At 71.9% G+C, this 23,509-nt stretch carries 18 protein-coding genes; 12 read left to right on the top strand and 6 right to left on the bottom strand.

Translation table 11 applies throughout. From position 1 onward, the window contains the following. The first annotated feature begins 217 nt into the window (after window positions 1-217). Window positions 218-1,051 carry a hypothetical protein gene (locus F9278_RS29245; protein ID WP_152170990.1) on the top strand — a complete coding sequence of 278 codons (834 nt, stop codon included), beginning with the start codon at window positions 218-220 and terminating at the stop codon, window positions 1,049-1,051. A 104-nt stretch (window positions 1,052-1,155) separates the two neighbouring features. Here F9278_RS29245 and disA read toward each other — a convergent pair whose 3' ends face one another. From disA to F9278_RS29260, 3 genes are all read right to left on the bottom strand, one after another. Beyond that, window positions 1,156-2,280: a DNA integrity scanning diadenylate cyclase DisA gene (gene disA / locus F9278_RS29250; protein WP_152170991.1), complete on the bottom strand. Its 1,125-nt coding sequence runs from the start codon at window positions 2,278-2,280 to the stop codon at window positions 1,156-1,158. An 82-nt stretch (window positions 2,281-2,362) separates the two neighbouring features. Next, window positions 2,363-3,772: a DNA repair protein RadA gene (gene radA, locus F9278_RS29255; protein WP_152170992.1), complete on the bottom strand. Its 1,410-nt coding sequence runs from the start codon at window positions 3,770-3,772 to the stop codon at window positions 2,363-2,365. A gap of 238 nt (window positions 3,773-4,010) precedes the next feature. After that, window positions 4,011-5,396: an alpha/beta hydrolase gene (locus F9278_RS29260; RefSeq protein WP_152170993.1), complete on the bottom strand. Its 1,386-nt coding sequence runs from the start codon at window positions 5,394-5,396 to the stop codon at window positions 4,011-4,013. Window positions 5,397-5,611: 215 nt separating this feature from the next. Here F9278_RS29260 and F9278_RS29265 point away from each other — a divergent pair, with 215 nt between their 5' ends. Continuing rightward, entirely contained in the window at window positions 5,612-7,285 is a 1,674-nt protein-coding gene (locus F9278_RS29265; RefSeq protein WP_152170994.1) for a BACON domain-containing protein, read from the top strand. Window positions 7,286-7,441: 156 nt separating this feature from the next. Here the strand turns inward: F9278_RS29265 and F9278_RS29270 are convergent, their stop codons facing one another. After that, window positions 7,442-8,389 carry a hypothetical protein gene (locus F9278_RS29270; protein ID WP_152170995.1) on the bottom strand — a complete coding sequence of 316 codons (948 nt, stop codon included), beginning with the start codon at window positions 8,387-8,389 and terminating at the stop codon, window positions 7,442-7,444. 71 nt (window positions 8,390-8,460) lie between these two features. On the opposite strand from F9278_RS29270, the gene F9278_RS29275 reads away from it, so the two are divergent. The 4 genes from F9278_RS29275 to ilvD all read left to right on the top strand — a co-directional run bounded on the left by F9278_RS29275 (window position 8,461) and on the right by ilvD (window position 13,152). Next, window positions 8,461-9,393 carry a Ppx/GppA phosphatase family protein gene (locus F9278_RS29275; protein WP_152170996.1) on the top strand — a complete coding sequence of 311 codons (933 nt, stop codon included), beginning with the start codon at window positions 8,461-8,463 and terminating at the stop codon, window positions 9,391-9,393. 284 nt (window positions 9,394-9,677) lie between these two features. Continuing rightward, the gene (locus F9278_RS29280) at window positions 9,678-10,499 is read left to right on the top strand and encodes a sugar phosphate isomerase/epimerase family protein (RefSeq protein WP_152170997.1); all 822 of its coding nucleotides are present in this window, start codon (window positions 9,678-9,680) and stop codon (window positions 10,497-10,499) included. Continuing rightward, window positions 10,496-11,116, top strand: a complete 621-nt coding sequence (locus F9278_RS29285) for a TetR/AcrR family transcriptional regulator (RefSeq protein ID WP_152170998.1) — start codon at window positions 10,496-10,498, stop codon at window positions 11,114-11,116. Before F9278_RS29280 ends, F9278_RS29285 begins: the two co-directional genes overlap by 4 nt. Before the next feature lie 182 nt (window positions 11,117-11,298). Continuing rightward, on the top strand, window positions 11,299-13,152 hold the full coding sequence (gene ilvD / locus F9278_RS29290; protein WP_152170999.1) for a dihydroxy-acid dehydratase: 1,854 nt from the start codon (window positions 11,299-11,301) through the stop codon (window positions 13,150-13,152). A 108-nt stretch (window positions 13,153-13,260) separates the two neighbouring features. Here ilvD and F9278_RS29295 read toward each other — a convergent pair whose 3' ends face one another. After that, on the bottom strand, window positions 13,261-15,600 hold the full coding sequence (locus tag F9278_RS29295) for a serine/threonine-protein kinase (RefSeq protein WP_152171000.1): 2,340 nt from the start codon (window positions 15,598-15,600) through the stop codon (window positions 13,261-13,263). Window positions 15,601-15,796: 196 nt separating this feature from the next. Between F9278_RS29295 and F9278_RS29300 the strand changes: the two genes are divergently transcribed. From F9278_RS29300 to F9278_RS29310, 3 genes are all read left to right on the top strand, one after another. Continuing rightward, entirely contained in the window at window positions 15,797-16,126 is a 330-nt protein-coding gene (locus tag F9278_RS29300; protein ID WP_152171001.1) for an SH3 domain-containing protein, read from the top strand. Between the two features lie 232 nt (window positions 16,127-16,358). Beyond that, a complete protein-coding gene (locus F9278_RS29305) occupies window positions 16,359-16,916 on the top strand; it encodes an EamA/RhaT family transporter (protein WP_152174202.1) in 558 nt (185 codons plus the stop codon). Window positions 16,917-17,339: 423 nt separating this feature from the next. After that, on the top strand, window positions 17,340-18,656 hold the full coding sequence (locus F9278_RS29310) for an IS4 family transposase (protein ID WP_193241414.1): 1,317 nt from the start codon (window positions 17,340-17,342) through the stop codon (window positions 18,654-18,656). Window positions 18,657-18,887: 231 nt separating this feature from the next. On the opposite strand, the gene F9278_RS29320 is transcribed toward F9278_RS29310, so the two are convergent. Beyond that, complete coding sequence (locus tag F9278_RS29320) at window positions 18,888-20,450, bottom strand: SulP family inorganic anion transporter (RefSeq protein WP_193241692.1); 1,563 nt, start codon at window positions 20,448-20,450, stop codon at window positions 18,888-18,890. A 406-nt stretch (window positions 20,451-20,856) separates the two neighbouring features. On the opposite strand from F9278_RS29320, the gene F9278_RS29325 reads away from it, so the two are divergent. The 3 genes from F9278_RS29325 (at window position 20,857) to proC (ending at window position 23,499) form a co-directional block, all read left to right on the top strand. After that, window positions 20,857-21,705, top strand: a complete 849-nt coding sequence (locus F9278_RS29325; RefSeq protein WP_152171003.1) for an ABC transporter ATP-binding protein — start codon at window positions 20,857-20,859, stop codon at window positions 21,703-21,705. Further along, the gene (locus tag F9278_RS29330) at window positions 21,702-22,577 is read left to right on the top strand and encodes an ABC transporter permease (RefSeq protein ID WP_226967011.1); all 876 of its coding nucleotides are present in this window, start codon (window positions 21,702-21,704) and stop codon (window positions 22,575-22,577) included. The genes F9278_RS29325 and F9278_RS29330 overlap by 4 nt, the downstream gene beginning before the upstream one ends. A gap of 112 nt (window positions 22,578-22,689) precedes the next feature. Then, window positions 22,690-23,499: a pyrroline-5-carboxylate reductase gene (gene proC / locus F9278_RS29335; RefSeq protein ID WP_152171004.1), complete on the top strand. Its 810-nt coding sequence runs from the start codon at window positions 22,690-22,692 to the stop codon at window positions 23,497-23,499. Window positions 23,500-23,509: the final 10 nt, after the last annotated feature.

A 23,509-nucleotide genomic window follows, 5' to 3' on the forward strand; every position in this document is an offset into this window, starting at 1 on the left:
CTGAACGGGTGCGCGGTGCCCGGGAGTTGGTGCTGTCCGCGTCGTCCTGTTCCGGTCACGGAACGTGCTCGTACGGCCGCTACGATCACGTACCGCGATCATGGGGCGCCCGGTCGGGGCGGTGTCGGGAACGACCGGAATGATGATCCGGAAAAGTTGGGGTTTCGGGCGGCGGGTGGGGCCTGGGAAGGGCCGGATCTCTCGTACAGTTTGCGCCGTGGGATCTCTGCGCAATCCGATCGGGCCGCTTCCCTCCACCATCTACTGGCGACGGAGGGCCATTCTGCTGACCGTTCTCGGTCTGCTCGCGATCCTGATCGTGTGGGTCGTCGCCGGCGGCGGTGGGAACGGTGACAACAACGCGGGCGGGTCCGACGGAAAGAATCCCGCGCCCTCGATCACTCCCGGGCCGTCCGGTTCCGGGCCCGCGATCAGTGAAGCGCCGGGCGGGCGGGACGAGTCGGGCGACGAGTCGAGTGCGGGCGGTGACGGCGACGGGTCCGGTTCGGGGTCGGGTTCCGGCTCGGGTTCGGGTGGCGGGTCCGAGGGGGCCGGTGGTGCGCCCGGGGCCGCGGGTGGTGGTACGTCGGACGACGGGGGCAAGAACGGGAGCAGTTCCGGTGAGCAGGTGCCGGCGGGGTCCAGTCTGCCCAACTGCGCCGCCGGGGCTGTGAAGTTGACCGTGCGCAGTGTGCGGAACGCCTATGAGCCCGGGGTGAACCCCACGTTCGAACTCATCGCGCGGAACTCCTCCGGCGGGGACTGCAAGCTCGATCTCGGGCCGGACAACACGGTGGTGACGATCACGGCGGCCGACGGGGACGACGCGTTCTGGGCGTCGGACGACTGCCATGAGACTGCGGGGAGTCTGCTGTTCAGGGTGCCGGCCGGGGATCGGGTCACCTACACCGTGGAGTGGAACCGGGACGCGAGCGCGCCCAACTGTGCCACTCCGTCGGCGGGTTCGGCCGTCGCGGGGACGTATCTCGTGGAGGCGAAGGCGCCGGGGCTGGCGACGGCCCGGACGTCGTTCGTGCTGGAGAAGGACTGACGGGGTAGGGCCGCGCCCCTGAAGGCCGGAGGAGGGCCGCGCCCCTGAAAGCCTGAAAGAACGGGCCTGCGGCCCTCCTTCAGGCTTTCAGCAGGGGTGGCGGTTCAGACGTACCTCTCCAGGATCGACGACTCCGCCAGGCGGGACAGGCCCTCGCGGACGCTGCGGGCGCGGGCCTCGCCCACTCCGTCGACGGTCTGGAGGTCGTCGACGCTGGCGGCGAGGAGCTTCTGGAGGCCGCCGAAGTGTTCGACGAGGCGGTCGATGATGGCGCCCGGGAGGCGGGGGACCTTGGCGAGGAGGCGGAAGCCCCGGGGGGAGACCGCGGAGTCCATGCCCTCGGGGGAACCGGTGTAGCCGAGGGCGCGGGCGACCGTGGGGAGTTCGAGGAGCTCCGCGTGGGTCAGGGCGTCGAGTTCGTGGAGGGCCTCGTCGACCGTGCGGGAGCGCTTGGCCGTGGGTTCCGGGACGTAGTCGCGGACCACCAGTTCGCGTTCCGGTTCGACGCCCGCGATCAGCTCGTCGAGCTGGAGGGCCAGCAGGCGGCCGTCCGTGCCCAGTTCGACCACGTATTCGGCGATTTCGGTGGCGATGCGGCGGACCATCTCCAGTCGCTGGGCGACCGCCGAGACGTCCCGGACCGTCACCAGGTCCTCGATCTCCAGCGCGGACAGGGTGCCCGCCACCTCGTCCAGACGGAGCTTGTACCGCTCCAGGGTCGCCAGGGCCTGGTTCGCGCGGGACAGGATCGCCGCCGAGTCCTCCAGGACGCGCCGGTGTCCGTCGACGTAGAGCGCGATCAGGCGCATCGACTGGGAGACGGAGACGACCGGGAAGCCGACCTGTTTACTGACGCGGTCGGCCGTGCGGTGCCGGGTGCCGGTCTCCTCGGTGGGGATCGTCGGGTCGGGGACCAGCTGGACGCCCGCCCGGAGGATCTTGGACAGGTCCGAGGACAGCACGATGCCGCCGTCCAGCTTGCACAGTTCACGCAGTCGCGTGTCCGTGAACTCGACATCCAGGACGAAACCGCCCGTACACATGGCTTCGACGGTCTTGTCGGAGCCCAGCACGATGAGTCCGCCGGTGTTGCCGCGGAGAATTCGTTCAAGCCCGTCGCGCAGGGCCGTGCCTGGGGCCACGGCGCTCAGTGAGGCGCGCATCAGGCCATCGGCACCGGAGCTCCCACCGGACTTTCCGGGAGCTGCTGCCCGGTCGTTGGCTGCCACTGCACTCCTCCGGTCGCAGGTTCTGTGGGCGCTCCCGTTTCGCACACGTGGTTCGTACGGACGGGCGAGACCTGGGCAAAGTCTACCGGCGGTCCTCCTCGTCCCGTGGGGCCTCTCGCCGACGCGATCGGGGCAGTACCCGCAGAGCGTCTCCCATGTCGGCCACTTCCAGGACCTTCATGCCCGGCGGAACCTTGCCGGGATCGGTCGGGACGAGGGCGTGCGTGAAGCCGAGACGGTGTGCCTCGGAGAGGCGGCGCTGGACCCCGGTGACCCTTCTGACCTCGCCCGCGAGGCCCACTTCACCGATCGCCACGAGGTTCTTGGGCAGCGGGGTGTCGGTCGCCGCGGACGCCAGGGCCAGCGCGATCGCGAGGTCCGCGGCGGGCTCCGAGAGCTTCACGCCGCCGACCGTCGCCGAGTAGATGTCCCGCTTGCCGAGGGCGCTGATCCGGCCGCGCTGCTCCAGGACGGCGAGCATCATCGAGACGCGGGAGGTCTCCAGGCCGGACGTGGTGCGGCGGGGGGAGGGGAGCTGCGAGTCGACTGTGAGCGACTGCACTTCCGCGACCAGCGGGCGGCGGCCCTCCAGGGTGACGGTGAGGCAGGTGCCGGGGACGGGTTCGTCGCGGCGGGTGAGGAAGAGGCCGCTGGGGTCGGTGAGGCCGGTGATGCCCTCGTCGTGCAGCTCGAAGCAGCCGACCTCGTCGGTGGCGCCGTAGCGGTTCTTGACGCCGCGGACCAGGCGGAGCCGGGCGTGCCGGTCGCCCTCGAAGTGCAGGACGACGTCGACGAGGTGTTCCAGGAGGCGGGGGCCCGCGATCGCGCCGTCCTTGGTGACATGGCCCACGAGCAGCGTGGACATGCCGCGTTCCTTGGAGGCGCGGATCAGGGCGCCGGCGACCTCGCGGACCTGGGCCATGCCGCCGGGGGCGCCGTCGATCTCCGGGGAGGCGACGGTCTGGACCGAGTCGAGGATCAGGAGGCCCGGTTTGACCGCGTCCAAGTGGCCGAGGACGGCGGCGAGGTCGGTCTCGGCGGCCAGGTAGAGGTGGTCGTGCAGGGCGTTGATGCGGTCGGCGCGCAGCCGGACCTGGCTCGCGGACTCCTCGCCGGTGACATAGAGGGTCGGGTGCTCGGCGCTCGCGGACTTGGCGGCGGCGTCGAGGAGGAGCGTGGACTTGCCCACGCCCGGCTCGCCCGCGAGGAGGACGACGGCGCCGGGGACCAGGCCGCCGCCGAGGACCCGGTCCAGCTCGGGGACGCCGGTGGAGCGGGCGGTGGCCTGGCGGCCGTCGACCTGGCCGATGGGGACGGCGGAGGTGGTGACCCGGCCGGGGGCCGTCGTACGGACGGCGGGCGTGCCGTACTCCTCGACCGTGCCCCACGCCTGGCATTCGGGGCAGCGGCCGAGCCACTTCGCCGTCTGCCAGCCGCACTCTGTGCAGCGGTAGGACGGGCGGTCCTTCGCGGTCTTCGTACGGGTGGCCATGCACGAACCGTAGCGCGGCGCACCGACAGCCTCCGGCGGTCGGCCGGTTTCGTGTGCTCGGCCGGGGGCTTCGGGGGAGGTGAGCGGAGGTGAGCGCCTGTTCGCCGTAGGGGTGTTGCGCCGTGGGCGGGGTGCTGCCCGTCGTGGTTGCTCGCGCCCACGCGGCGGAGCCGCACATCGATACGGCCCCGCGCCCCTGACGGGGCGCGGGCGTCGCTGTCTGCCTTTGCCTCGTCCCCTACTTCCGGCGCCCGATCGTCAGTTCCGCCGGGTGGTACGGGATGTACGCCGCGCCGTCGAGGCCGAGGGCGACGGCGGCGGACTGGAGGGCGGCCGGGGTCGCGGAGGCGCCCCAGCGGCCCGTGTCCAGGCGGGATTCCAGGGCGTGCAGGGCGGCGACAGTCTCGGCGGTGGTGAAGGCGCAGTGGCCCTGCCGCTCGACGTACGCCTGGCGCAACAGGTGGCCGTCGCCGGAGGCGCGGACGCGGTCGGCGAAGCGGTTCTCCTGTTCGACGGGGACGAGGTCGTCGGCGGTGGTGTGGATGTCGAGGAGGGGGACGGCGAGGCCCTGGCCGGCGGAGGACGTGCGTTCCCCGGCGGCGACCGCGGCCGGGTCAGCCTCGATCTTCGCGTGGGCGGTCAGGTTCCCCAGGTCGGCCCGGAGGTCGAGGCCCGCCTCCCGGTACAGGGCCTTGACCAGGGGCGCGTGCTGGGACGTGGACAGCAGGCGGGCGTAGTCGATGCCCTTGTTCCCGGAGTTGTTGCCGCCCAGGGCCTTCTCGACGTGGTAGCGGGCGGGCTCGACACGGTTGAGCATGCCTTGGACCAGCCAGGAGGCCTGCTGGGCCTGCTGCTCCGCCCAGTCGTCCGCGGCGGGGCGCTCCTTGCCGACGGCCCAGGCGGGCAGATTGAGGTAGGCGGCGGCGAGGGCGACACGGGCGCGGCCCTCGGGGGTCCGCTGCGCGGCGACCACGGCGTCGGTGAGCTGCTGACCCGTGGTGAGACTCTCGGCCTCGGAGTCGAAGTCCACCAGTTTCACGGGGGTGTCGGGGAGCAGGAGCCGGGCGATCGTGTACTCGGCGTCGAGCTGGTAGGCGTGCAGGTCGTTGGCGCCGGCGACGAGGCCGCACAGGCCCAGGGCGCCGTCGATCCCGCCGGCCCCGGACCGGGCGAGCTGCGCGTTGACCAGCCCGCCCATGGACTGGCCGATGGCGAGGGTGCGGGTGGGTTCGCCGATCTTCTCGGTGACCGCCGCGATGGTGGCGACCTGGTCGCGCTCCGCGCTCTCCAGGCCCCAGAGGGTCTCGCTGACGTCGTAGGAGGAGCCGGTGAGCGCGTAGCCCTCTTCGAGGAGGCGCAGGCGTACGGCCTCCCGGGGGGCGTTCTGGGGCGTCCTGACACCGAATCCGTGGCTGAAGACGACGAGGGTGCCGTTCCAGTTCTCGGGGACGTCCGCTATCCATGTGGCGCCGTCGGGGAGGGTGCCGTCGAGCCGCTCGACGGTGGGCGCGGTCGCCAGTGGGGTGGCGGTCGACACCGAGGCGCCGGTCAGCGAGAGGACCACGGCCGTGGCCAGGGCGGCGAGGGCGCGGGCGGCGGAGGGGCGGCGGGTGCGTGCGGTCATGGAAGGGGGGCTCCTGACTCGGCGTACCTGGAGGTAACTTGGACCCTGGGAATGTAGGCTTATCCATGGCTGCGGTCAATAAAGTGCACAACATTGGATGCGGTCGCGGCGGAACACGGGGTTCCTGTCCCCTTATGAGGGATCGTTTCACCCGTACGGAGTAAATGTGCTGAAGGGGCGAGAAGGCGCTGCTTCCGGGCGCCTACCGTCCATGAATGATGAGCATCAGTCCGGAAACCTCGACCCGCACCACCGGCGCACACCGGGCGCACCGCGAGGCGCGCGATCGGGCGGCGGCGCGCGCGGTGGCACAACGCACGCCGGCTCGCTACGAGCCGTACCTGGACGGCCTGTTCACCTACTGCATGTCCGTGCTCTGCGACCACGACACGGCGGTCGCCGCGCTCGCGGACGTGCTCGCGCTCGCCGAGCGCCGGCGGGGCCCGGACGACGCCGGCGACGGCCGGGCCTGGCTGTACGCGCTGGCCCGGTGGGCCTGTCTGCGCAAGCTCGCCGAGGCGCGGCAGAAACGCCCGGGGGCGCACGCCGTCAGGGCCCCCGCCCTTGCCGAGGACGAGGAACAGCGGCGCGGAGGTGAACTCGCGCTGCTGGCCTGGCCGGAGGCCGCCGGCACCACACCCGAGCAGCGCGAGGCGCTGGAGCTGGCCGTCCGGCATCAGCTCGGCGCCCACGAGGTCGCCGACGTCCTGGGGATGGACCAGGCCGCCGCACGGGAACTGCTCGCCTCCGCCGCCTGCGAGGTGGAGCGCACCCGGGCGGCCCTCGCTGTCGTCGAGAGCGGCGCCTGCCCGAGCGTCGCCCTCCTCACCGGTGATCACCAGCTCGTCCTGAGCGCCACCCTCCGCCGCGAACTCGTCCGGCACGTCGACGACTGCCCCGTCTGCCGCCGCGCCGCCGAGCGCGCCGTCCCCGGCCGCTGGCCCGGCACCACCGTCACCCCCGCCGCGCTGCCCGTGCTCGAAGCCCCGCGCGCGGCCCTGGGTCCGGCGATGGCGCACCTCACACGCGCGCGTCTCACACGCGCGCGTGGCGGCGCCCCGCGCTTCGACCGGCGCGGCTTCCCCATGGACCCGAGGGACCGCGCGGCCCGCCGCGACCGGCTGCGCGCGCGTGCCGTCACCACGACCGTCGTCGCCACCGTCGTCGCCGCACCCGTCTTCGCCCTCTGGGCCGCCTACCGGGGTGCTCCCCTCATCGGCGAGGGCGGCGACGGCCGTTCGGTCAGCGCGGGCGAGGAGCAGGGCGACGGCGACGGGACCGTCGGCGACGGCAGCGGCGGCGACGCGTACGAGAACGCCGGGAACGCCCGCACCAAACCCGGCGCCCGCCACCGCAAGGGCAGGCACGCGGCGGACGACGTGTCCGTGGAGGTCACCCAGGGCAAGGGTCGGGGCGCGCTCGCCGTCGCCGCCGCGAACGACGGCGACACCACCCTCATCACCCTGAAGGCGACCGGCGACTCACCGGTGAGCTGGTCCGCCCGCACCGGCGCCGGCTGGCTCTACCTCAGCCGGTCCTCGGGCACGCTGGAACCCGGCGAGTCGGTGACGATCAAGGTGTACGTCGACCAGCTGAGCGAGCCCTCCGGGTACTGGACGGCGCAGGTGTCGCTGGCCCCGTCGGGCGCGGTGGTGACGATCGAGGGCACCGGTCCGGTACCGCAGCCTCCGCCCGGCACCGACCCGACCCCACCGGCCCCGGCCCCCGACCCGGACCCCACCGCCCCACCCCCGGCCCCCGACCCCACCCCCACGACCCCACCCCAGCCCGACCCGACCCCACCCCCCACCGACCCGCCCCCCACGGACCCACAGGGCCCGACACCCCCACCGAGCGACGGGGGAGGGGACCCGCCACCGGCCCCGTAGGGGCGTGAGTGGGGAGTCAGGGGGAGGGAGGGAGTGGGGAAGGGGGACAGACGGTCCGCCCGATCGGATTCCGTGCCTTCCTGACCGGCTGACCGGCTGACCGGCTGACCGGTGACCGGGCGGGTCGTCGTCGGGCGGGCGGTGACCCCAGGCGGTTTACTGTTCCGTCGATTCCGTCGATTCCGTCGATTCCGTCGATTCCGTCGATTCCGTCGGATCCGCCGGATCCGCCGGATCCGCCGGATGCGGTGCCACCAGCGGCAAGCGGGACGCCAGTCGCTGTTCGCAGAGTTCGACCAGGCGGTCGTAGCCGGCCTTGCCCATCAGCTCGGTCAGCTCCGGGCGGTAGGAGACGTACACCGGGTCGCCCGCGCCGTGCGCCGACGTCGCCGAGGTGCACCACCAGTGCAGATCGTGGCCGCCCGGACCCCAGCCGCGGCGGTCGTACTCGCCGATCGACACCTGGAGCACGCGCGTGTCGTCGGGCCGGTCGATCCAGTCGTACGTACGGCGGATCGGCAGCTGCCAGCAGACGTCCGGCTTGGTCTCCAGCGGCTCGCGGCCCTCCTTCAGCGCCAGGATGTGCAGCGAACAGCCGGCGCCCCCCGCGAAACCGGGCCGGTTCTGGAAGATGCACGACCCCTTGTACGGCCGGGTCTGGCGGTCGCCGTCCTCGTCCTTGGAGACCCAGCCGGTCTCCGTGCCCACGTCGTGGAACTGCCAGATCTCCGGCGTGAGCCTCGCCACATGCCCGGCGACGCGTTTCTCGTCGTCCTCGTCGGAGAAGTGGGCGCCCAGACTGCAGCACCCGTCGGCCGCGCGGCCCGGCTGGATGCCCTGGCAGCCGCTGCCGAAGACGCAGTTCCAGCGGGAGGTCAGCCAGGTCAGATCGCAGCGGAAGATCTGCTCGTCGTCCGCGGGATCGGGGAACTCCACCCACGCGCGCGCGAAATCGAGCCCCTTCTCGTCCGGCACGGCGGACTCCGCCGAGTCCTTCGTCCTCGACTTGGACGGTTTGGTCGCCGCCCTCGCCCGCGAAGAGCCACCGGCAGCGGTCGCTCCCGCTGCCGACTTGTCGGCCTTTGCCTTTTTCGTCTTTGGCACCAGACCAGGGTACGGCGCCCGAGACCACATCGAGGACGGTGCCCGGCTCCGCTGGCAGTAGCGTTCCGCCCATGAGACTCGGTGTCCTCGACGTGGGATCGAACACGGTGCATCTGCTGGTGGTGGACGCACATCCCGGCGCGCGCCCCCTGCCCGCGCACTCGCACAAGGTGGAACTACGCCTTGCCCAACTCCTCGACGAGGCCGGGGCCATCGGCCCCGAAGGGGTCGACAAACTCATAGGCGTCGTCCACGAGGCGCTCCAGGCCGCCGAGGACAAGGGCGTCGAGGAACTCCTCCCGTTCGCCACCTCCGCCGTGCGCGAGGCCAGCAACGCCGATGACGTCCTCGCCCGCGTCAAGGACGAGACCGGCGTCGAGCTGCAGGTCCTCACCGGCGCGGAGGAGGCCCGGCTGACCTTCCTCGCCGTCCGCCGCTGGTTCGGCTGGTCGGCCGGCAAGCTCCTCGTCCTCGACATCGGCGGCGGCTCCCTGGAGATCGCCTACGGCATCGACGAGGAGCCCGACGCGGCGGTCTCGCTGCCGCTCGGTGCCGGCCGCCTCACCGCGGGCTGGCTCCCCGGCGACCCCGCCACCCCCGACGACGTCCGGGCGCTGCGCCGTCATGTGCGGGCCCAGATCGCCCGTACGGTCGGCGAGTTCAGCCGGTTCGGCGCCCCCGACCATGTCGTCGCCACGTCCAAGACGTTCAAGCAGCTCGCCCGGATCGGTGGTGCCGCCCGCTCCACCGAGGGGCTCTACGTCCAGCGCGACCTCAAGCGCGACGCGCTGGAGACCTGGGTGCCCAAGCTCGCCGGCATGACCACGGCACAGCGCGCCGCGCTCCCCGGCGTCTCCGAGGGCCGCGCCAACCAGCTTCTCGCCGGGGCGTTGGTGGCTGAGGCGGCGATGGATCTGTTCCAGGTGGAGACGCTGGAGATCTGCCCGTGGGCGTTGCGGGAGGGTGTGATTCTGCGGCGGTTGGATCACATGGGGACGGCGTAGGGGTGCGGTTCGTGGGGTGCGTTGTCGGGTGCGGGTGCGGGTGCGGGTGGGTGGGGTGGGGTGGGGTGGGGGCTGGTCGCGCGGTTCCCCGCGCCCCTGAAAAGCAGGGCTGCGCCCCGTGCTTTTCGTCCCGAAAGGGCCGTAGGCCTCTTTCAGGGGCGCGGGGAACCGCGCGAGAAGTCCCACCGGGCCCGCGGTCGCCGACGCGCCCGCACCCCCACGGCGCCCGTGCCAACGGCCCCCGGGACCCACCTCACCCGGCCCACCCCGTTAGGCTGTCCCGCGTGGCAGAACCCGTACGGATCCCGGATGCGAAGGTCGCCCTGTCCACGGCCTCGGTGTATCCGGAGTCGACGGCCACGGCCTTCGAGATCGCCGCGCGTCTGGGGTACGACGGCGTGGAGGTCATGGTCTGGACCGACCCGGTCAGCCAGGACCTGGAAGCCTTGCGCCGGCTCTCCGACTACCACCAGATCCCCATCCTCGCCGTACACGCCCCCTGTCTGCTGATCACCCAGCGGGTGTGGTCCACCGACCCGTGGGTCAAGCTCCAGCGCGCCCAGGCCGCCGCCGAGAAGCTCGGCGCGAGCACGGTCGTCGTGCACCCCCCGTTCCGCTGGCAGCGCCAGTACGCGCGCGACTTCGTCACCGGGATCTGGCGGATGGCGAACGAGACGGACGTCCGGTTCGCCGTGGAGAACATGTTCCCCTGGCGCTACCGCGACCGCGAGATGCTCGCCTACGCTCCCGACTGGGACGTGACGAAGGACGACTACCGGCACTTCACGATCGACCTCAGCCACTCCGCGACCTCCCGCACCGACGCCCTGGAGATGGTCGACCGCATGGGCGACCGGCTCGGCCATGTGCACATGGCCGACGGCAAGGGGTCGGCCAAGGACGAGCACCTCGTGCCGGGCCGCGGCAGCCAGCCCTGCGCCGAGCTGCTGGAACGTCTCGCCCGGACCGGTTTCGACGGTCACGTCGTGATCGAGGTCAACACCCGCCGCGCCATGTCCGCCGCCGAGCGCGAGGCCGACCTGGCGGAGGCCCTCGCCTTCACCCGGCTGCACCTCGCCTCCGCCGTGCGGGTGCCCCGGCCGTGACCCCGGCCACCCCCCGCCGCCGGGGCCGGCCCTCCCGGACGGAATCGGCCGACACCCCGGCCGCGCGTGACCGCATCCTCGCCGCGGCCCGCGAGGAGTTCTCCGAGCGGGGCTATGACAAGACGTCCGTACGCGGCATCGCCAAGGCCGCCGGGGTGGACTCGGCGCTGGTGCACCACTACTTCGGCACCAAGGAACAGGTGTTCGAGGCGGCGATCACGCTCTCCTTCGCCCCGGCGATGGAGGCCCCCCGGACGGTCGAGGAGGGCCCCCTCGACGGCGTCGGGGAGCGGCTCACCCGGTTCATCTTCGGCGTCTGGGAGAACCCGGCGACCCGTAAGCCCCTGCTCGCGATCGTCCGCTCCGCCGTGAACAACGAGGCCGCCGCCGCCGTCTTCCGCCGCATCATCGTCACCCAGGTGCTGCGCCGTATCGCCGACCGGCTGGACGTCCCCGACGCGGAGCTGAGGGCCGAGCTGGCCGCCGCGCAACTGGTGGGCATCGCGATGCTGCGCTACGTCATCAAGGTCGAGCCCTTGGCATCGGCGGACCCGGAGCAGATCATCAAAAGGGTGGCGCCTGTAGTACAGGCCCACCTCACCGGGCCCGGTCTTTAGGGGCGCGGGGCTGTACCGATGTGCGGCTCCGCCGCGTGGGCGCGAGAAGCCCCACCGACCCGCAGCCGGAAACCGAGACAGTCATCCCGCATTCCGGACAACCTGTCCAACCCTTGGCGCAACGGGCGTACGCTCGACTCAGTCACAAGTCTCTGATCGCAGTCTCTGAAGGAGCGCCCGCGATGCCCGAGCTGAGGTCCCGCACAGTCACCCACGGCCGCAACATGGCGGGCGCACGCGCCCTTATGCGCGCCTCCGGTGTACCGGGCGCGGACATCGGCCGCAAGCCGATCATCGCGGTCGCGAACTCCTTCACCGAGTTCGTGCCCGGCCACACCCACCTCCAGCCGGTGGGCCGCATCGTCAGCGAGGCGATCCGCGAGGCCGGCGGCATCCCCCGGGAGTTCAACACGATCGCCGTCGACGACGGCATCGCGATGGGACACGGGGGGATGCTGTACAGCCTCCCCTCCCGCGACCTCATCGCGGACTCGGTCGAGTACATGGTCGAGGCCCACTGCGCCGACGCCCTGATCTGCATCTCCAACTGCGACAAGATCACCCCGGGCATGCTGAACGCGGCTCTCCGCCTCAACATCCCGACCGTCTTCGTCTCCGGCGGCCCCATGGAGTCCGGCCGCGCCACCCTCGTCGACGGCACGGTCCGCACCCTCGACCTGGTCGACGCGATCTCCGACGCGGTGAACGACAAGATCTCGGACGAGGACATCCTCCGTATCGAGGAGAACGCCTGTCCGACCTGCGGCTCCTGCTCCGGCATGTTCACCGCCAACTCGATGAACTGCCTGACCGAGGCCATCGGCCTCTCCCTCCCGGGCAACGGCTCGGTCCTGGCCACGCACACGGCCCGTAAGCAGCTGTACATCGACGCGGCCCACACGGTCATGGACATCACCCGCCGCTACTACGAGCAGGACGACGAGACGGTTCTGCCGCGCGCCATCGCCTCGATCGCGGCCTTCGAGAACGCCATGGCCCTCGACATCGCCATGGGCGGCTCCACCAACACGATCCTGCACCTGCTGGCCGCCGCCCAGGAGGCGGGCGTCCCCTTCGGCCTCGACGAGATCAACGCGGTCTCGCGCCGCGTCCCGTGCCTCGCGAAGGTCGCGCCGAACGTCGCCAAGGACCGCACGTACTACATGGAGGACGTGCACCGCGCCGGCGGCATCCCCGCCCTGCTGGGCGAACTGCACCGCGCGGGCCTGCTCAACGAGGACGTGTACTCCGTCCACAGCGCCTCCCTCGCCGACTGGCTGAAGACCTGGGACGTGCGCGGCGGCTCCCCGTCCCCGAAGGCCGTCGAGCTGTGGCACGCGGCCCCCGGCTGCGTCCGCTCCGCCGAGGCCTTCTCCACCTCCGAGCGCTGGGACACCCTGGACGAGGACGCCGAGGGCGGCTGCATCCGCTCCGCCGAGCACGCCTACTCCAAGGACGGCGGCCTCGCCGTACTGAAGGGGAACCTCGCCGTCGACGGCTGTGTGGTGAAGACGGCCGGCGTCGACGAGTCGATCTGGCAGTTCGAGGGTCCGGCGGTCGTCTGCGAGTCGCAGGAGGAGGCCGTGCAGAAGATCCTCACCCAGCAGGTCAAGGCGGGCGATGTCGTCGTCATCCGCTATGAGGGCCCCAAGGGCGGCCCCGGCATGCAGGAGATGCTCTACCCGACCTCGTACCTCAAGGGCCGCGGCCTGGGCAAGGTCTGCGCGCTGATCACCGACGGCCGCTTCTCCGGCGGCACCTCCGGCCTCTCCATCGGCCACGCCTCGCCCGAGGCGGCCGGCGGCGGCACGATCGCGCTCGTCGAGGACGGCGACCGCATCCGTATCGACATCCCGAACCGTTCGATCGAGCTGCTGGTCGACGACGCCGAACTGGCCCGCCGCGAGGCCGCCCTGAACGGCGTCTACGCCCCGAAGAACCGCGAGCGCAAGGTGTCGGCCGCGCTGCGCGCCTACGCCGCGATGGCCACCAGCGCCGACAAGGGCGCGGTGCGGGACGTCAGCAAGCTGGGCTGAGGGTCACCGCACCGCACCGCACCACAGCACTCACAGCAGCACCGTGGCCGAGGTCGTGGCCGAGGTCGTACACGTGGCTGCGGTCGTACGCGTTTCCGATCCGGCGGGTCACCAGCCCGCCGGATCGTTTCCGTCCAGTCCGAGGACGCTTCCGTCGAGTGCGCCCGCGCAGACGCGGCCGTCGATGAGGACGGGCTCGGGCAGCGAGGCCGTGATCCGGTCCGAGTCCCCGAGCCGCGACGGGGTGTCCCCGCTGATCCGGCCCTTCCGTACGTCCACCGCGAGCAGCCGTCCGTCGGACGAGGTGAAGTACACCTGCTGGTCGTCGGCGACCGGCGCCGAACTCCGCGCGACCCCCGTCTCGGTCCGCCACAGCTGCTTGCGCGCCGCCATGTCGACGGCCGCCAGCGAACCTCCCGCGCCGCTCAGCAGATACACGACGTCACCCCGCACCACCGCGCGGATGTGTTCGAGCCGCACGGGCAGCGCGACCCGGACCGTCTTCCCGGTCCCGCCGCCCGTACCGGGGGCGTAACGGACCACGGCGACCGTGTCGGAGTAGGCGCCGCCGATCTCCGCGAAGTACAGGGCACTGTCCTGGGCGCCCACCGGCTCCAGCCGACCGTCCAGCCGGGCGTCCCACCGCACGTCCCCCGTCTCCGGGTCCACCGCGGTGATCCGGGTCCGCGCCGCGGCCCCCTCGCCGGTGACGTTCGCCAGATACGCCGACCGGTCCCCGTCGAACGACGTGAAGTACGCCTGCGGCTGCCCCGGGATCCGCCGGCTCCACTTCGGGTCGCCGGTGGCGCTGTCCAGCCCGGTGACCGTCCCGTCGGCGGCGGTCAGCAGCAGCGTGCCGCCCACGAACCGTCTGCTGCCGTACGCCGAGATGTCCCGCTCCCACCGCACCTCGCCGGTGTCGGGGTCGAGCGCCTGCACCCGGCGGTCCTGGTCGGTCAGCACATGCACCAGCCCACCCGACTCGACGGGCGGGGCACCCGTGCCCACCGCGCCGGCCCCGTCGACCGTGTGCCGCCACAGCACCGTGCCGTCCGCCGGATCCAGCGCGGACACCAGCCCCGGCTGCCGGCACAACAGCTTCCCCGCCCCGTACGAACACTGCGGCGCGCCCTTCTTCTTCGCCGCCGGTCTGGTGGCCCAGGCCTTGAGCGCGGGCGCGGCGACCGCGGCACCACTGGCCCGCGGGGTGGCCGTAGCACCGTCCGCCTGTCCACCGTCACCCCCCAGCACCCGCACCGAGGCGAACCCCCCACCCGCGACGAGCACCAGCGAGGCGGCGGCCAGAACGACCCGCTTGCGCCGCCACCCACCGCCCCGGCCGCCACCGACCCCCGAGCCACTGCCGGTGCCTTCGCCGTGTGCGCTCCCGTCTCCGCTGCCGTTTCCGTTTCCGCCCCCGGCTCCGGCTCCGGTGTCCGTACCCGCGTCGGAGGCGGCGGCAGTGGAACGGGCGGAGGCGGCAGGGGCGGAGGGAAAGGCGACGCCGGTCTGACCCCGCCCCGGGGAAGCCGTCCAGCCCGCGCCTTCCCGCTCCTTCTCCTTCTCCCGCGCTCTCTCCCGCTCCCGCTGGGACGGTACGAAGCTCTGGGTGTCGTACGAGGCGGCCACGGACCGGAGTTCGCGCATCAGCTCGTCCGCCGTGGGCCGGTCCTCGGGCTCCTTGGCGAGGCAGGCGCGCACGAGCGGCGCGAGGTTCGCGGGTACGTCGGTGAGGTCCGGCTCGTCGTGGACGACCTGGTAGGCGACGACGTAGGGGCTGTCGGAGTCGAAGGGCCCGCGCCCGGTGGCCGCGTGCACGGTCACCGAGCCGAGGGCGAAGATGTCGGCGGCGGGCCCGACCTCCCTCGGCCGCCGGAACTGCTCGGGGGCCATGAACGGCGGTGTGCCGATCAACTTCCCCGTCTCGGTGCGCAGTTCACTGTCCTTGGGCCGGGAGATCCCGAAGTCGATGACCTTGGGCCCGTCCTCGGCGAGGAGCACGTTGCTGGGCTTGAGATCCCGGTGCACCACACCGGCGCGATGGATGTCCCGCAGGGCCTCCGCGAGTCCGGCCATGAGCCGCCGCAACTGCGCCGGTGGCATCGGCCCGTTCCGCTTGACGTGCTCGGCGAGGGTCGGGCCGGGAATGAAGAGGGTGGCCATCCAGGGCCGGGGGCTGTCGGTGTCGGCGTCGACCACGGGCGCGGTGAAGGCACCGCTGACCCGCCGGGCGGCGGCCACCTCCTGCCGGAAACGGCCTCTGAACTCGGGGTCCTTCGCGAACTCGGCGTGCACGACCTTCACCGCGAGCCGCAGCCCCGAGGTCGAGGTGGCCAGATGCACGACACCCATGCCACCGGAACCCAGACACGACTCCAGACGGTACTGACCGGAGTACTCGGGAAGTTCCGCTTCCGCTCCCGACCCGGTGCCCCGCTGCGGTGCCATGGGTCCACCCCCGTGCTGTTTCGGCCGCTCGCGCGACGTTCGGAGCCTAGTCGATGACACGTACGGGCCAGAGGCGGCTTGCTAGCCTTCCCGTGCGAAAAACGCACAGGTGTGTGTGTCCTGATTCAGGGGTATCAAAGGGTCCCCATGGCTTGCATGGGGACCAAACGGGGTTTCAAACGGGGGGAGTTCAGCCATGTCTGTCGAGCATGCCGAAGAGATCACGGGAGACGGCGAGGGGGAGCCGACCGCCACGGCGGCGGCGGTCACGGCAGCAGTCCGCTACTACTCGGTCGCGCCGGGCGTCCGCCTCAACGTCCGCAGCGGCCCGAGCACCAGCTACGGCGTCGTCCGCGTCCTCCCCGAGGGCGCCAGGGTGCCGATCTACTGCCAGACCCCGGGCCAGACCATCTCCGGCCCCTACGGCACCACCAACGTCTGGGACAACATCGACGACGGCCAGTACATCTCCGACGCGTACGTCTACACCGGCAGCGACGGCTATGTGGCGGGCCGCTGCGGCTGACCCGGTACGGGGAGCGTGGGCGAGCGCGGGGCGAAGATCGGCACCCCGCGCCGGGCGCGGCCACCGGGTATCACCCGAGGCCGCGCCCACCCCGGCACCAGAACCGACCGGACGACCGGAGCGATCCCGGCGCAACAGCCGGAGTAATAATCGACCCGTGAGCAAGAAACCGAGGAACACGCAGGCGGAGCGGGATCGGGAGCGAGAGCGGGAACGCAAGCGGGAGCCGGAAATCCAGCCGCAGGAGCCCCAGCCCCAGCCCCAGCCCCAGTCGCAGGAGCCGCAGGCACCCGACGCCGTCCCGGCGGCACCCCGGGCGACCCCCACGGGCCCCCGCCCCGAACCCATCCGCTTCTTCGGGACGACCTGGCTCAACCACGACGGTAATTACACGCCGCGCCGCGCGGCCGTCACCGTCGGCTCGCTCGCCGCGCTGGTCGTCTCCTGCCTGGTGCTGCGCCTGGCCTACGAGGGCCTGCAACTGGCCGCGGTCGGCGGCTTCGTCAACATCCTGGTCGTCATCATGTTCGCCACCTGCAGCGCCCTGGCCTTCGGCCACACCTGGGGCTCCTTCACCAAGCGCCCGGATCCGGCCCGCCAGTCCTCCCTGCGCGGCCTCCTCACCATCGGCTTCCTCGGCTCCCTGACCGCCTACTTCCTCCGCTCCCTGAAGGAGGCCCCGGCCGAGTCCCTCCACCGCGCGGAATACACCACGGCCCGAGACCAGCACGCCCGCCGCACAGCCAAGCGCACGAAAAACCCGGCAAAACGCCACCGAAGCGCCCCGTAAGGAACCCTCGGAACCGCGCGTCCTTCAGGGCGGCCGGGGAACCGCGCGCTTTTCAGGGGTGAGGGGAACCACGCGTCCTTCAGGGGCGCCGGGGAACCGCGCGCTTTTCAGGGGCGCGGGGAACCGCGCGTCCTTCAGGGCCGCCGGGGAACCGCGCGCTTTTCAGGGGCGCGGGGAACTGCGCGACCAGCCCAATCGAACCCACACCCGCCCCCCATCCCTACCCCCGACCCCTTAGGCCAAGGCCGTGAAGTTAGGGCTTTGGGAGCGTTGGCAAGTGCGCTCTGGTTCTATGGCTTCTTGGAACGTGGGAAGCGGAGCCCCGGTAGAACTGGCAGTCGACCAAGACAGCCGTTCACAGGACCGGAGGCTCCGCTGTCCGATCAGTGTGTCATCACGCGGGAAATCACGGTAGCCAAGGGCGTGTTCGCCCCGGGGCATCTGGGGGAACTCACCCGGATCATCCCGTTCGAGATGGTCGATGCGGTCCTTGCCGAGACCGGTGCTGTCCAGCAACGGCTGCGGAAGATTCCCGCCCGGGTGGTGGTCTACCTGCTGCTGGCCGCGGCCCTGTTCGAGGACTGCGGCTACCTGGCCGTCTGGCGCAGGCTCACCGCCGCGCTGGAGACGATACCGGTCGTGAAGATCACCGGCGCGGGGCTCTGGGACGCCCGCAGGCGTCTGGGCGTGCGGCCCATGCGGGCCCTGTTCGATCTGCTGCGCGGGCCGGCCACGGTGATCCGCACCCGCGGCGCCCGCTTCAAGGGCCTGCTGGCCGTTGCGATCGACGGCACCTACCTCGACGTTCCCGACAGCCCGCCGCACCGGGCCCGTCTGGGCAAGGGGTCCAACCGGTTCGGAACTGCCGGCTACCCGCAGATCTGCCTGACCGCGCTGGTGGCCTGTGGCACCCGGGCGATCCTGGATGCCGCCTTCGGACCGCGCTCCCAGGGAGAGACCGGACACGGCAGGCGGCTCATGCGCTCCCTGCACGCCGGAATGATCGTCCTGCTGGACCGGGGCTTTTCGGGCAACGCGTTCCTGACAGCCGTCGCCGCCACCGAAGCCTCCTTCCTCGCACGCATCACTGCCACCCGCAAACCTCCCGTCCTGGCCCGCTTCGGCGACGGCTCCCACCTCTCCCGCTTCGGCGCCCTCGAGGTCCGCATCATCGAATGCGAGATCACCGTCACCACCAGCCAGGGCCGCCGCACCGGGCTCTACCGGCTGGCCACCAACCTCCTGGACCACCACCGCTACCCGGCATCCGACCTGGTCAGTCTGTATCACGAGCGGTGGGAAGTGGAGTCCGCCTACTTCGCGATCAAGAAAACGATGCTGGGCCGGCGGGTCCTGCGCTCCACCACTCCGCCCGGCATCGCCCAGGAGGTCTACGCCCTGCTGAGCGCCTACCAGGCCCTGCGGATCGCTATCGCCGACGCCACCGGGGCCACACCCGGAACAGACCCGGACCGGGCCAGCTTCAGCGTTGCCCTGCGATGCGCCCGCGACCAGATCGTCCAGGCCGCGGGCATCATCGCCGGCACCACGATCGACCTCGTCGGGACGATCGGCCGAACCGTCCTGGAACACCTCATGCCCGCCCGCCGCCTCCGCATCAGCCCCCGCGCAGTGAAACGACCCCTGTCCCGATACGCCTACAAAAGCCTCAATATCGACCGACGCACCTACACAGCCACCCTCAGCATCAACATCTTGACGCCGACGATCAGCCCATAACTTCACGGCCTTGCCCCTTAGGCGCCCAAGGGGGGCAAAGGGGCACAGCCCCTTGAGGATGGGACGGGTAGGGGCGGCGGGGGCGACACCCCCTCCCCGACTCCCCCTCAACCAAGCCACGATGTCCCCCATGACACCCTCCCACCCCCATCCCCACGCTCACCCCTCCCACACCACCCGAGCCCACTCCTTCAACACGGCCGCAGCCCAGTACGCGGCAAACCGCCCCTCCTACCCACCCACCCTCTTCGACACCATCGAAGCCCTGTCCCCCCGCCCCTCCGCCTCGCCCTCCGTCCCGTCCTCCGTCCCGTCCTCCCGCCCCACGGCCCACCTCGCCCCCCAGGCCTCCAAAGCCGCCCCGCACGCATGGTCCACATGCCACAGCCCGCCCAGCTCCAGCCGCACCCCCCGCCCCCGAGGCACTCCCTCCAACGCGTCCAGCAGCTTCGGCAACCGCAAGAACGTCGCGTTCCCGGCCACCCGCACCACCACCCCCGCGTCCCCCCGGTCCTCGACCTCCACCCGCACCTGGCTGATGTCCCACGCGGTCTTGGCCACCGCCACCGCGAGCCCCACCAGCACCCCCGCGAACAGGCTCCACACCACGATCGTCAGGGCGGTCACCCCCAGCACCACCAACTCGCCGCGATCCCGCCCCCGCCACAGCACCCGCACCTCCCGTACGGGCACGAGCCGACATCCCATGTGCACCAGTAGCCCGGCCCACGCCGCGACCGGAACCACGCCGACCGCCCCGGGCAGCAGGGCGGCGAACAGCAACAGCCACACGCCGGGCAACACCCGCGCGGCCTTGGCTCGCACGCCTGCCCGAATCTCCCCGGAGGGAGCGCCCATGTCCCCGGAGGGGGCGCCCCCGCCCGCGCTCCGCACCATCAGTGCCGTCATGGGCAGCGCCCCGAGCGCCCCGCACACCACGTTCCCGGCGCCCTGGGCGACCAACTCCCGGTCGTAGTCGGTCTTCCGACCGTCCTGCCGCTGATCCACGGCCGCCGCGCAGAACAACGACTCGGCGGAAGCGATCAGCGCGAGGGCGAGCACGGTCCCGACCACCCCGACCTCCACCAGTAGCCCCAGGTCATCGTCCGACGGCACCCGCACCGCCTCCCACAGCCCCCGCGCCTCGACCCGCCGCACCCCCAGATCGAACACCCCGGTCACCAGGGCCGCACCCCCGACGGCCACCAACGGCGCCGGAACCCGACACGCCCCCCACCGCCACCGAGGCCACAGCACGAGTACGCCCACGGTGGCACCCCCGATCGCGAGCGCCACGGGATCGACGGCACCGGGCAGCGAACCGAGCCCCGCGAACCTCTCGATCCCCCCACCAGCGGGCACGCCCACATCCCCCAGGGCGTACGACTGCCCCGCCACCAGCAGCAGCCCGATCCCGGCGAACATCCCCTGCACCACGGCCACCGACACGGCCCGGAACCACAGCCCCAGCCGCAACGCCCCCAACCCCAGCTGCACCACCCCGGCCCCGAGCACCACCACCCCCAGCACCGGTAACCCGTACGCCCGCACGGCCTCGTACACCAGCACGATCAACCCGGCCGTCGGGCCGCTCACCCGCAGGCCGCTCCCCGGCAGGGCCCCGGCCACCAGCCCCCCGACGATCCCGGTGACCAGCCCCAGCTCCGCCGGCACCCCCGAGGCCACCGCGACCCCGACGCACAGCGGCAACGCCACGAGAAACACCCCGACCGAGCCGGCCAACTCCCTTCGCCACCGGGCCCACGATCGACATCGGTCTGGGGCGTTACGCACGAGAGACACACCTCCGGCAGCCGAGACGTTCGACAGGAATGCCCGGCACGAGATGCGCAGCCCCCAGTCAGGGGACGAACCCGACGGTGATCACGAGAACTCGCAACGGGAGACCGCCACACAGCGGCACACACATCACCCGGGCGACATCGCGCGACCGACAGCTTTACGACCAGCCCTACGACCAGCCCTACGGCCGACCACGCTCCGCAACCAATTGTCACCCAAAGCGAGCAACCGTCACACCCCCTCTCGGCGATCATCACCCCGCAACGGAAGCGCACCCCCCCCGGAACCCCACCCTCCGATCACCCCTCCGAGCGCCGGCGCCCCCTGCGCGCCCCGTCCGTGCCCCCGCCCCGCACCCTCCCTTGACGCCCCACCCGTCCTGCGCAATATTCATCACATGATGAATTACTCGCCCGGTGAGCCTCCACCCCCATCGGCCACCCCGGCCGCCTCCCCTCCGCCCCCCGCCGTCCAGGCCCACGACCTCTCCGTCGCCCGAGGCCCCCGCACGGTCCTCCGCGCCCTCGACTTCGCCGTCCCCCAGGGCCAGATCACCGGCCTGCTCGGCCCGTCGGGCTGCGGCAAGTCGACCCTGATGCGAGCGATCGTCGGAACCCAGGCCAAGGTCACCGGCACCCTGAACGTCCTCGGCCACCCCGCGGGCGACGCCACCCTCCGCTCCCGCATCGGCTACGTCACCCAGGCCCCGTCGGTCTACGACGACCTGACCGTCCGCCAGAACCTCGCCTACTTCGCCGCGATCCTCGACCCCGGCCGCGCCGCCGCCGACCGCCGCCGGGCGAACGTCACCCGGGCCATCACCGACGTGGCCCTCACCACCCACGCCGACGCCCTCGCCGGCAACCTCTCCGGCGGCCAGCGCAGCCGCGTCTCCCTGGCCGTGGCCCTCCTCGGCACCCCCGAACTCCTGGTCCTCGACGAACCCACCGTCGGCCTCGACCCCGTCCTCCGCCGCGAACTGTGGTCCCTCTTCCACACCATCGCCGCCGAGCGCCGGGCCACCCTCCTCATCTCCTCCCATGTCATGGACGAGGCCGAACGCTGCCACCGCCTCCTCCTCATGCGCGAGGGCGAGATCCTCGCCGACGACACCCCCGAGGCCCTCCGCACCCGCACCCATGCGGACACCGTCGAAGAGGCCTTCCTCCGCCTGGTCGACGAGGCCACGGCGACGACCACGGTCACCACGGGAACCGACGCACACCACAAGGAGCCGGCGCGATGACCACCCCGACGAACAGCGACGCGAAGCCGAGCACGAGCACGAGCACGAGCACGAGCACGAGCACGAGCACGAATACGACCGTGCCCAGCGCCCCCACCGCCCCCACCGGCCCCACGGGCCCCCGCCCCAGGGCCCTCAGCCACTCCCGTACGACCGCCACGGCCGCCCGGGTCCTCCGCCAGCTCGGCCACGACCCCCGCACGATCGCCCTGCTGATCCTCATCCCGTGCGTGATGCTGTTCCTGCTGCGCTATGTCTTCGACGGAAACCCACGCGTCTTCGACTCCATCGGCGCCTCGCTCCTCGGTATCTTCCCGCTGATCACGATGTTCTTGGTCACCTCGATCGCGACCCTGCGCGAACGCACCTCGGGCACCCTGGAACGCCTCCTCTCCATGCCCCTCGGCAAGGGAGACCTCATCGCCGGCTACGCCCTGGCCTTCGGCACCCTGGCGATCATCCAGTCCGCCCTCGCCACGGGGCTGGCCGTCTGGTTCCTTGACCTGGACGTCACCGGCTCCCCCTGGCTCCTGCTGATCGTCGCCCTCCTGGACGCCCTGCTGGGCACCGCCCTCGGCCTGTTCGTCTCGGCCTTCGCCTCCTCCGAGTACCAGGCTGTCCAGTTCATGCCGGCCGTGATCTTCCCTCAGCTCCTCCTCTGCGGCCTGTTCACCCCGCGCCCCGAGATGCACCCCGCCCTGGAAGCGATCTCGAACGTCCTCCCCATGTCCTACGCCGTCGACGGCATGAACGAGGTCCTCCTCCACACCGACATGACCGCCACCTTCGTCCGCGACATCGCGATCGTCGCGGGCTGCGCCCTGCTGGTCCTGACCGTGGGAGCGGCGACCCTGAGGCGCCGGACGACATAGCGCCCACCGCGCGCGTACCGGCGTTCCGCCCACCGGACACGCCGACCGGAGGCCCGCCCCCGGTGCGAGGATGGCCCCAGGACGACGCACCCCCCCGGAGGGCACCCGCACCATGAGCCAGAAAGTCGCAGTTCTCGGCACCGGCAAGATCGGCGAGGCCCTGCTCAGCGGCATGATCCGAGCCGGCTGGGCGCCCGCCGACCTCCTGGTCACCGCCCGCCGCCCCGAACGCGCCGAAGAGCTCCGCACCCGCTACGGCGTCACCCCGGTCACCAACGCCGAGGCCGCGAAGACCGCCGACACCCTGATCCTCACGGTCAAGCCCCAGGACATGGGCACCCTCCTCGACGAACTCGCCCCGCACACCCCCGCCGACCGCCTGGTCATCAGCGGCGCGGCGGGCATCCCCACCTCCTTCTTCGAGGAGCGCCTCGCCGCGGGCACCCCTGTCGTCCGGGTCATGACGAACACCCCCGCCCTCGTCGACGAGGCCATGTCCGTCATCTCCGCCGGCAGCCACGCGAGCGAGGCCGATCTCGCGCACGCCGACGAGATCTTCGGCGCCGTCGGCAAGACGCTCCGCGTCCCCGAGTCCCAGCAGGACGCCTGCACCGCCCTCTCCGGCTCCGGCCCGGCGTACTTCTTCTACCTGGTCGAAGCCATGACCGACGCCGGCATCCTCCTCGGCCTGCCCCGCGACAAGGCCCACGACCTCATCGTCCAGTCCGCCATCGGCGCGGCCACGATGCTCCGCGACAGCGGCGAACACCCCGTCAAGCTCCGCGAGAACGTCACCTCGCCCGCCGGCACGACGATCAGCGCCATCCGCGAACTCGAGAACCACGGAGTACGCGCCGCACTGATCGCCGCGCTGGAGGCCGCCCGCGACCGCAGCCGCGAACTGGCCTCCGGCAACAGCTGACGCCGCCCGC

Origin of the sequence: Streptomyces phaeolivaceus (assembly GCF_009184865.1) — a bacterium.
Taxonomy (GTDB): domain Bacteria; phylum Actinomycetota; class Actinomycetes; order Streptomycetales; family Streptomycetaceae; genus Streptomyces; species Streptomyces phaeolivaceus.

Coding starts and splice junctions, on each gene's coding strand:
- F9278_RS29295 (WP_152171000.1), bottom strand. CDS start 15,600: ATGGCACCGCAGCGGGGCACCGGGTCGGGAGCGGAAGCGGAACTTCCC.
- F9278_RS29260 (WP_152170993.1), bottom strand. CDS start 5,396: ATGACCGCACGCACCCGCCGCCCCTCCGCCGCCCGCGCCCTCGCCGCC.
- F9278_RS29300 (WP_152171001.1), top strand. CDS start 15,797: ATGTCTGTCGAGCATGCCGAAGAGATCACGGGAGACGGCGAGGGGGAG.
- F9278_RS29265 (WP_152170994.1), top strand. CDS start 5,612: ATGATGAGCATCAGTCCGGAAACCTCGACCCGCACCACCGGCGCACAC.
- F9278_RS29330 (WP_226967011.1), top strand. CDS start 21,702: ATGACCACCCCGACGAACAGCGACGCGAAGCCGAGCACGAGCACGAGC.
- radA (WP_152170992.1), bottom strand. CDS start 3,772: ATGGCCACCCGTACGAAGACCGCGAAGGACCGCCCGTCCTACCGCTGC.
- ilvD (WP_152170999.1), top strand. CDS start 11,299: ATGCCCGAGCTGAGGTCCCGCACAGTCACCCACGGCCGCAACATGGCG.
- F9278_RS29325 (WP_152171003.1), top strand. CDS start 20,857: ATGATGAATTACTCGCCCGGTGAGCCTCCACCCCCATCGGCCACCCCG.
- F9278_RS29275 (WP_152170996.1), top strand. CDS start 8,461: ATGAGACTCGGTGTCCTCGACGTGGGATCGAACACGGTGCATCTGCTG.
- proC (WP_152171004.1), top strand. CDS start 22,690: ATGAGCCAGAAAGTCGCAGTTCTCGGCACCGGCAAGATCGGCGAGGCC.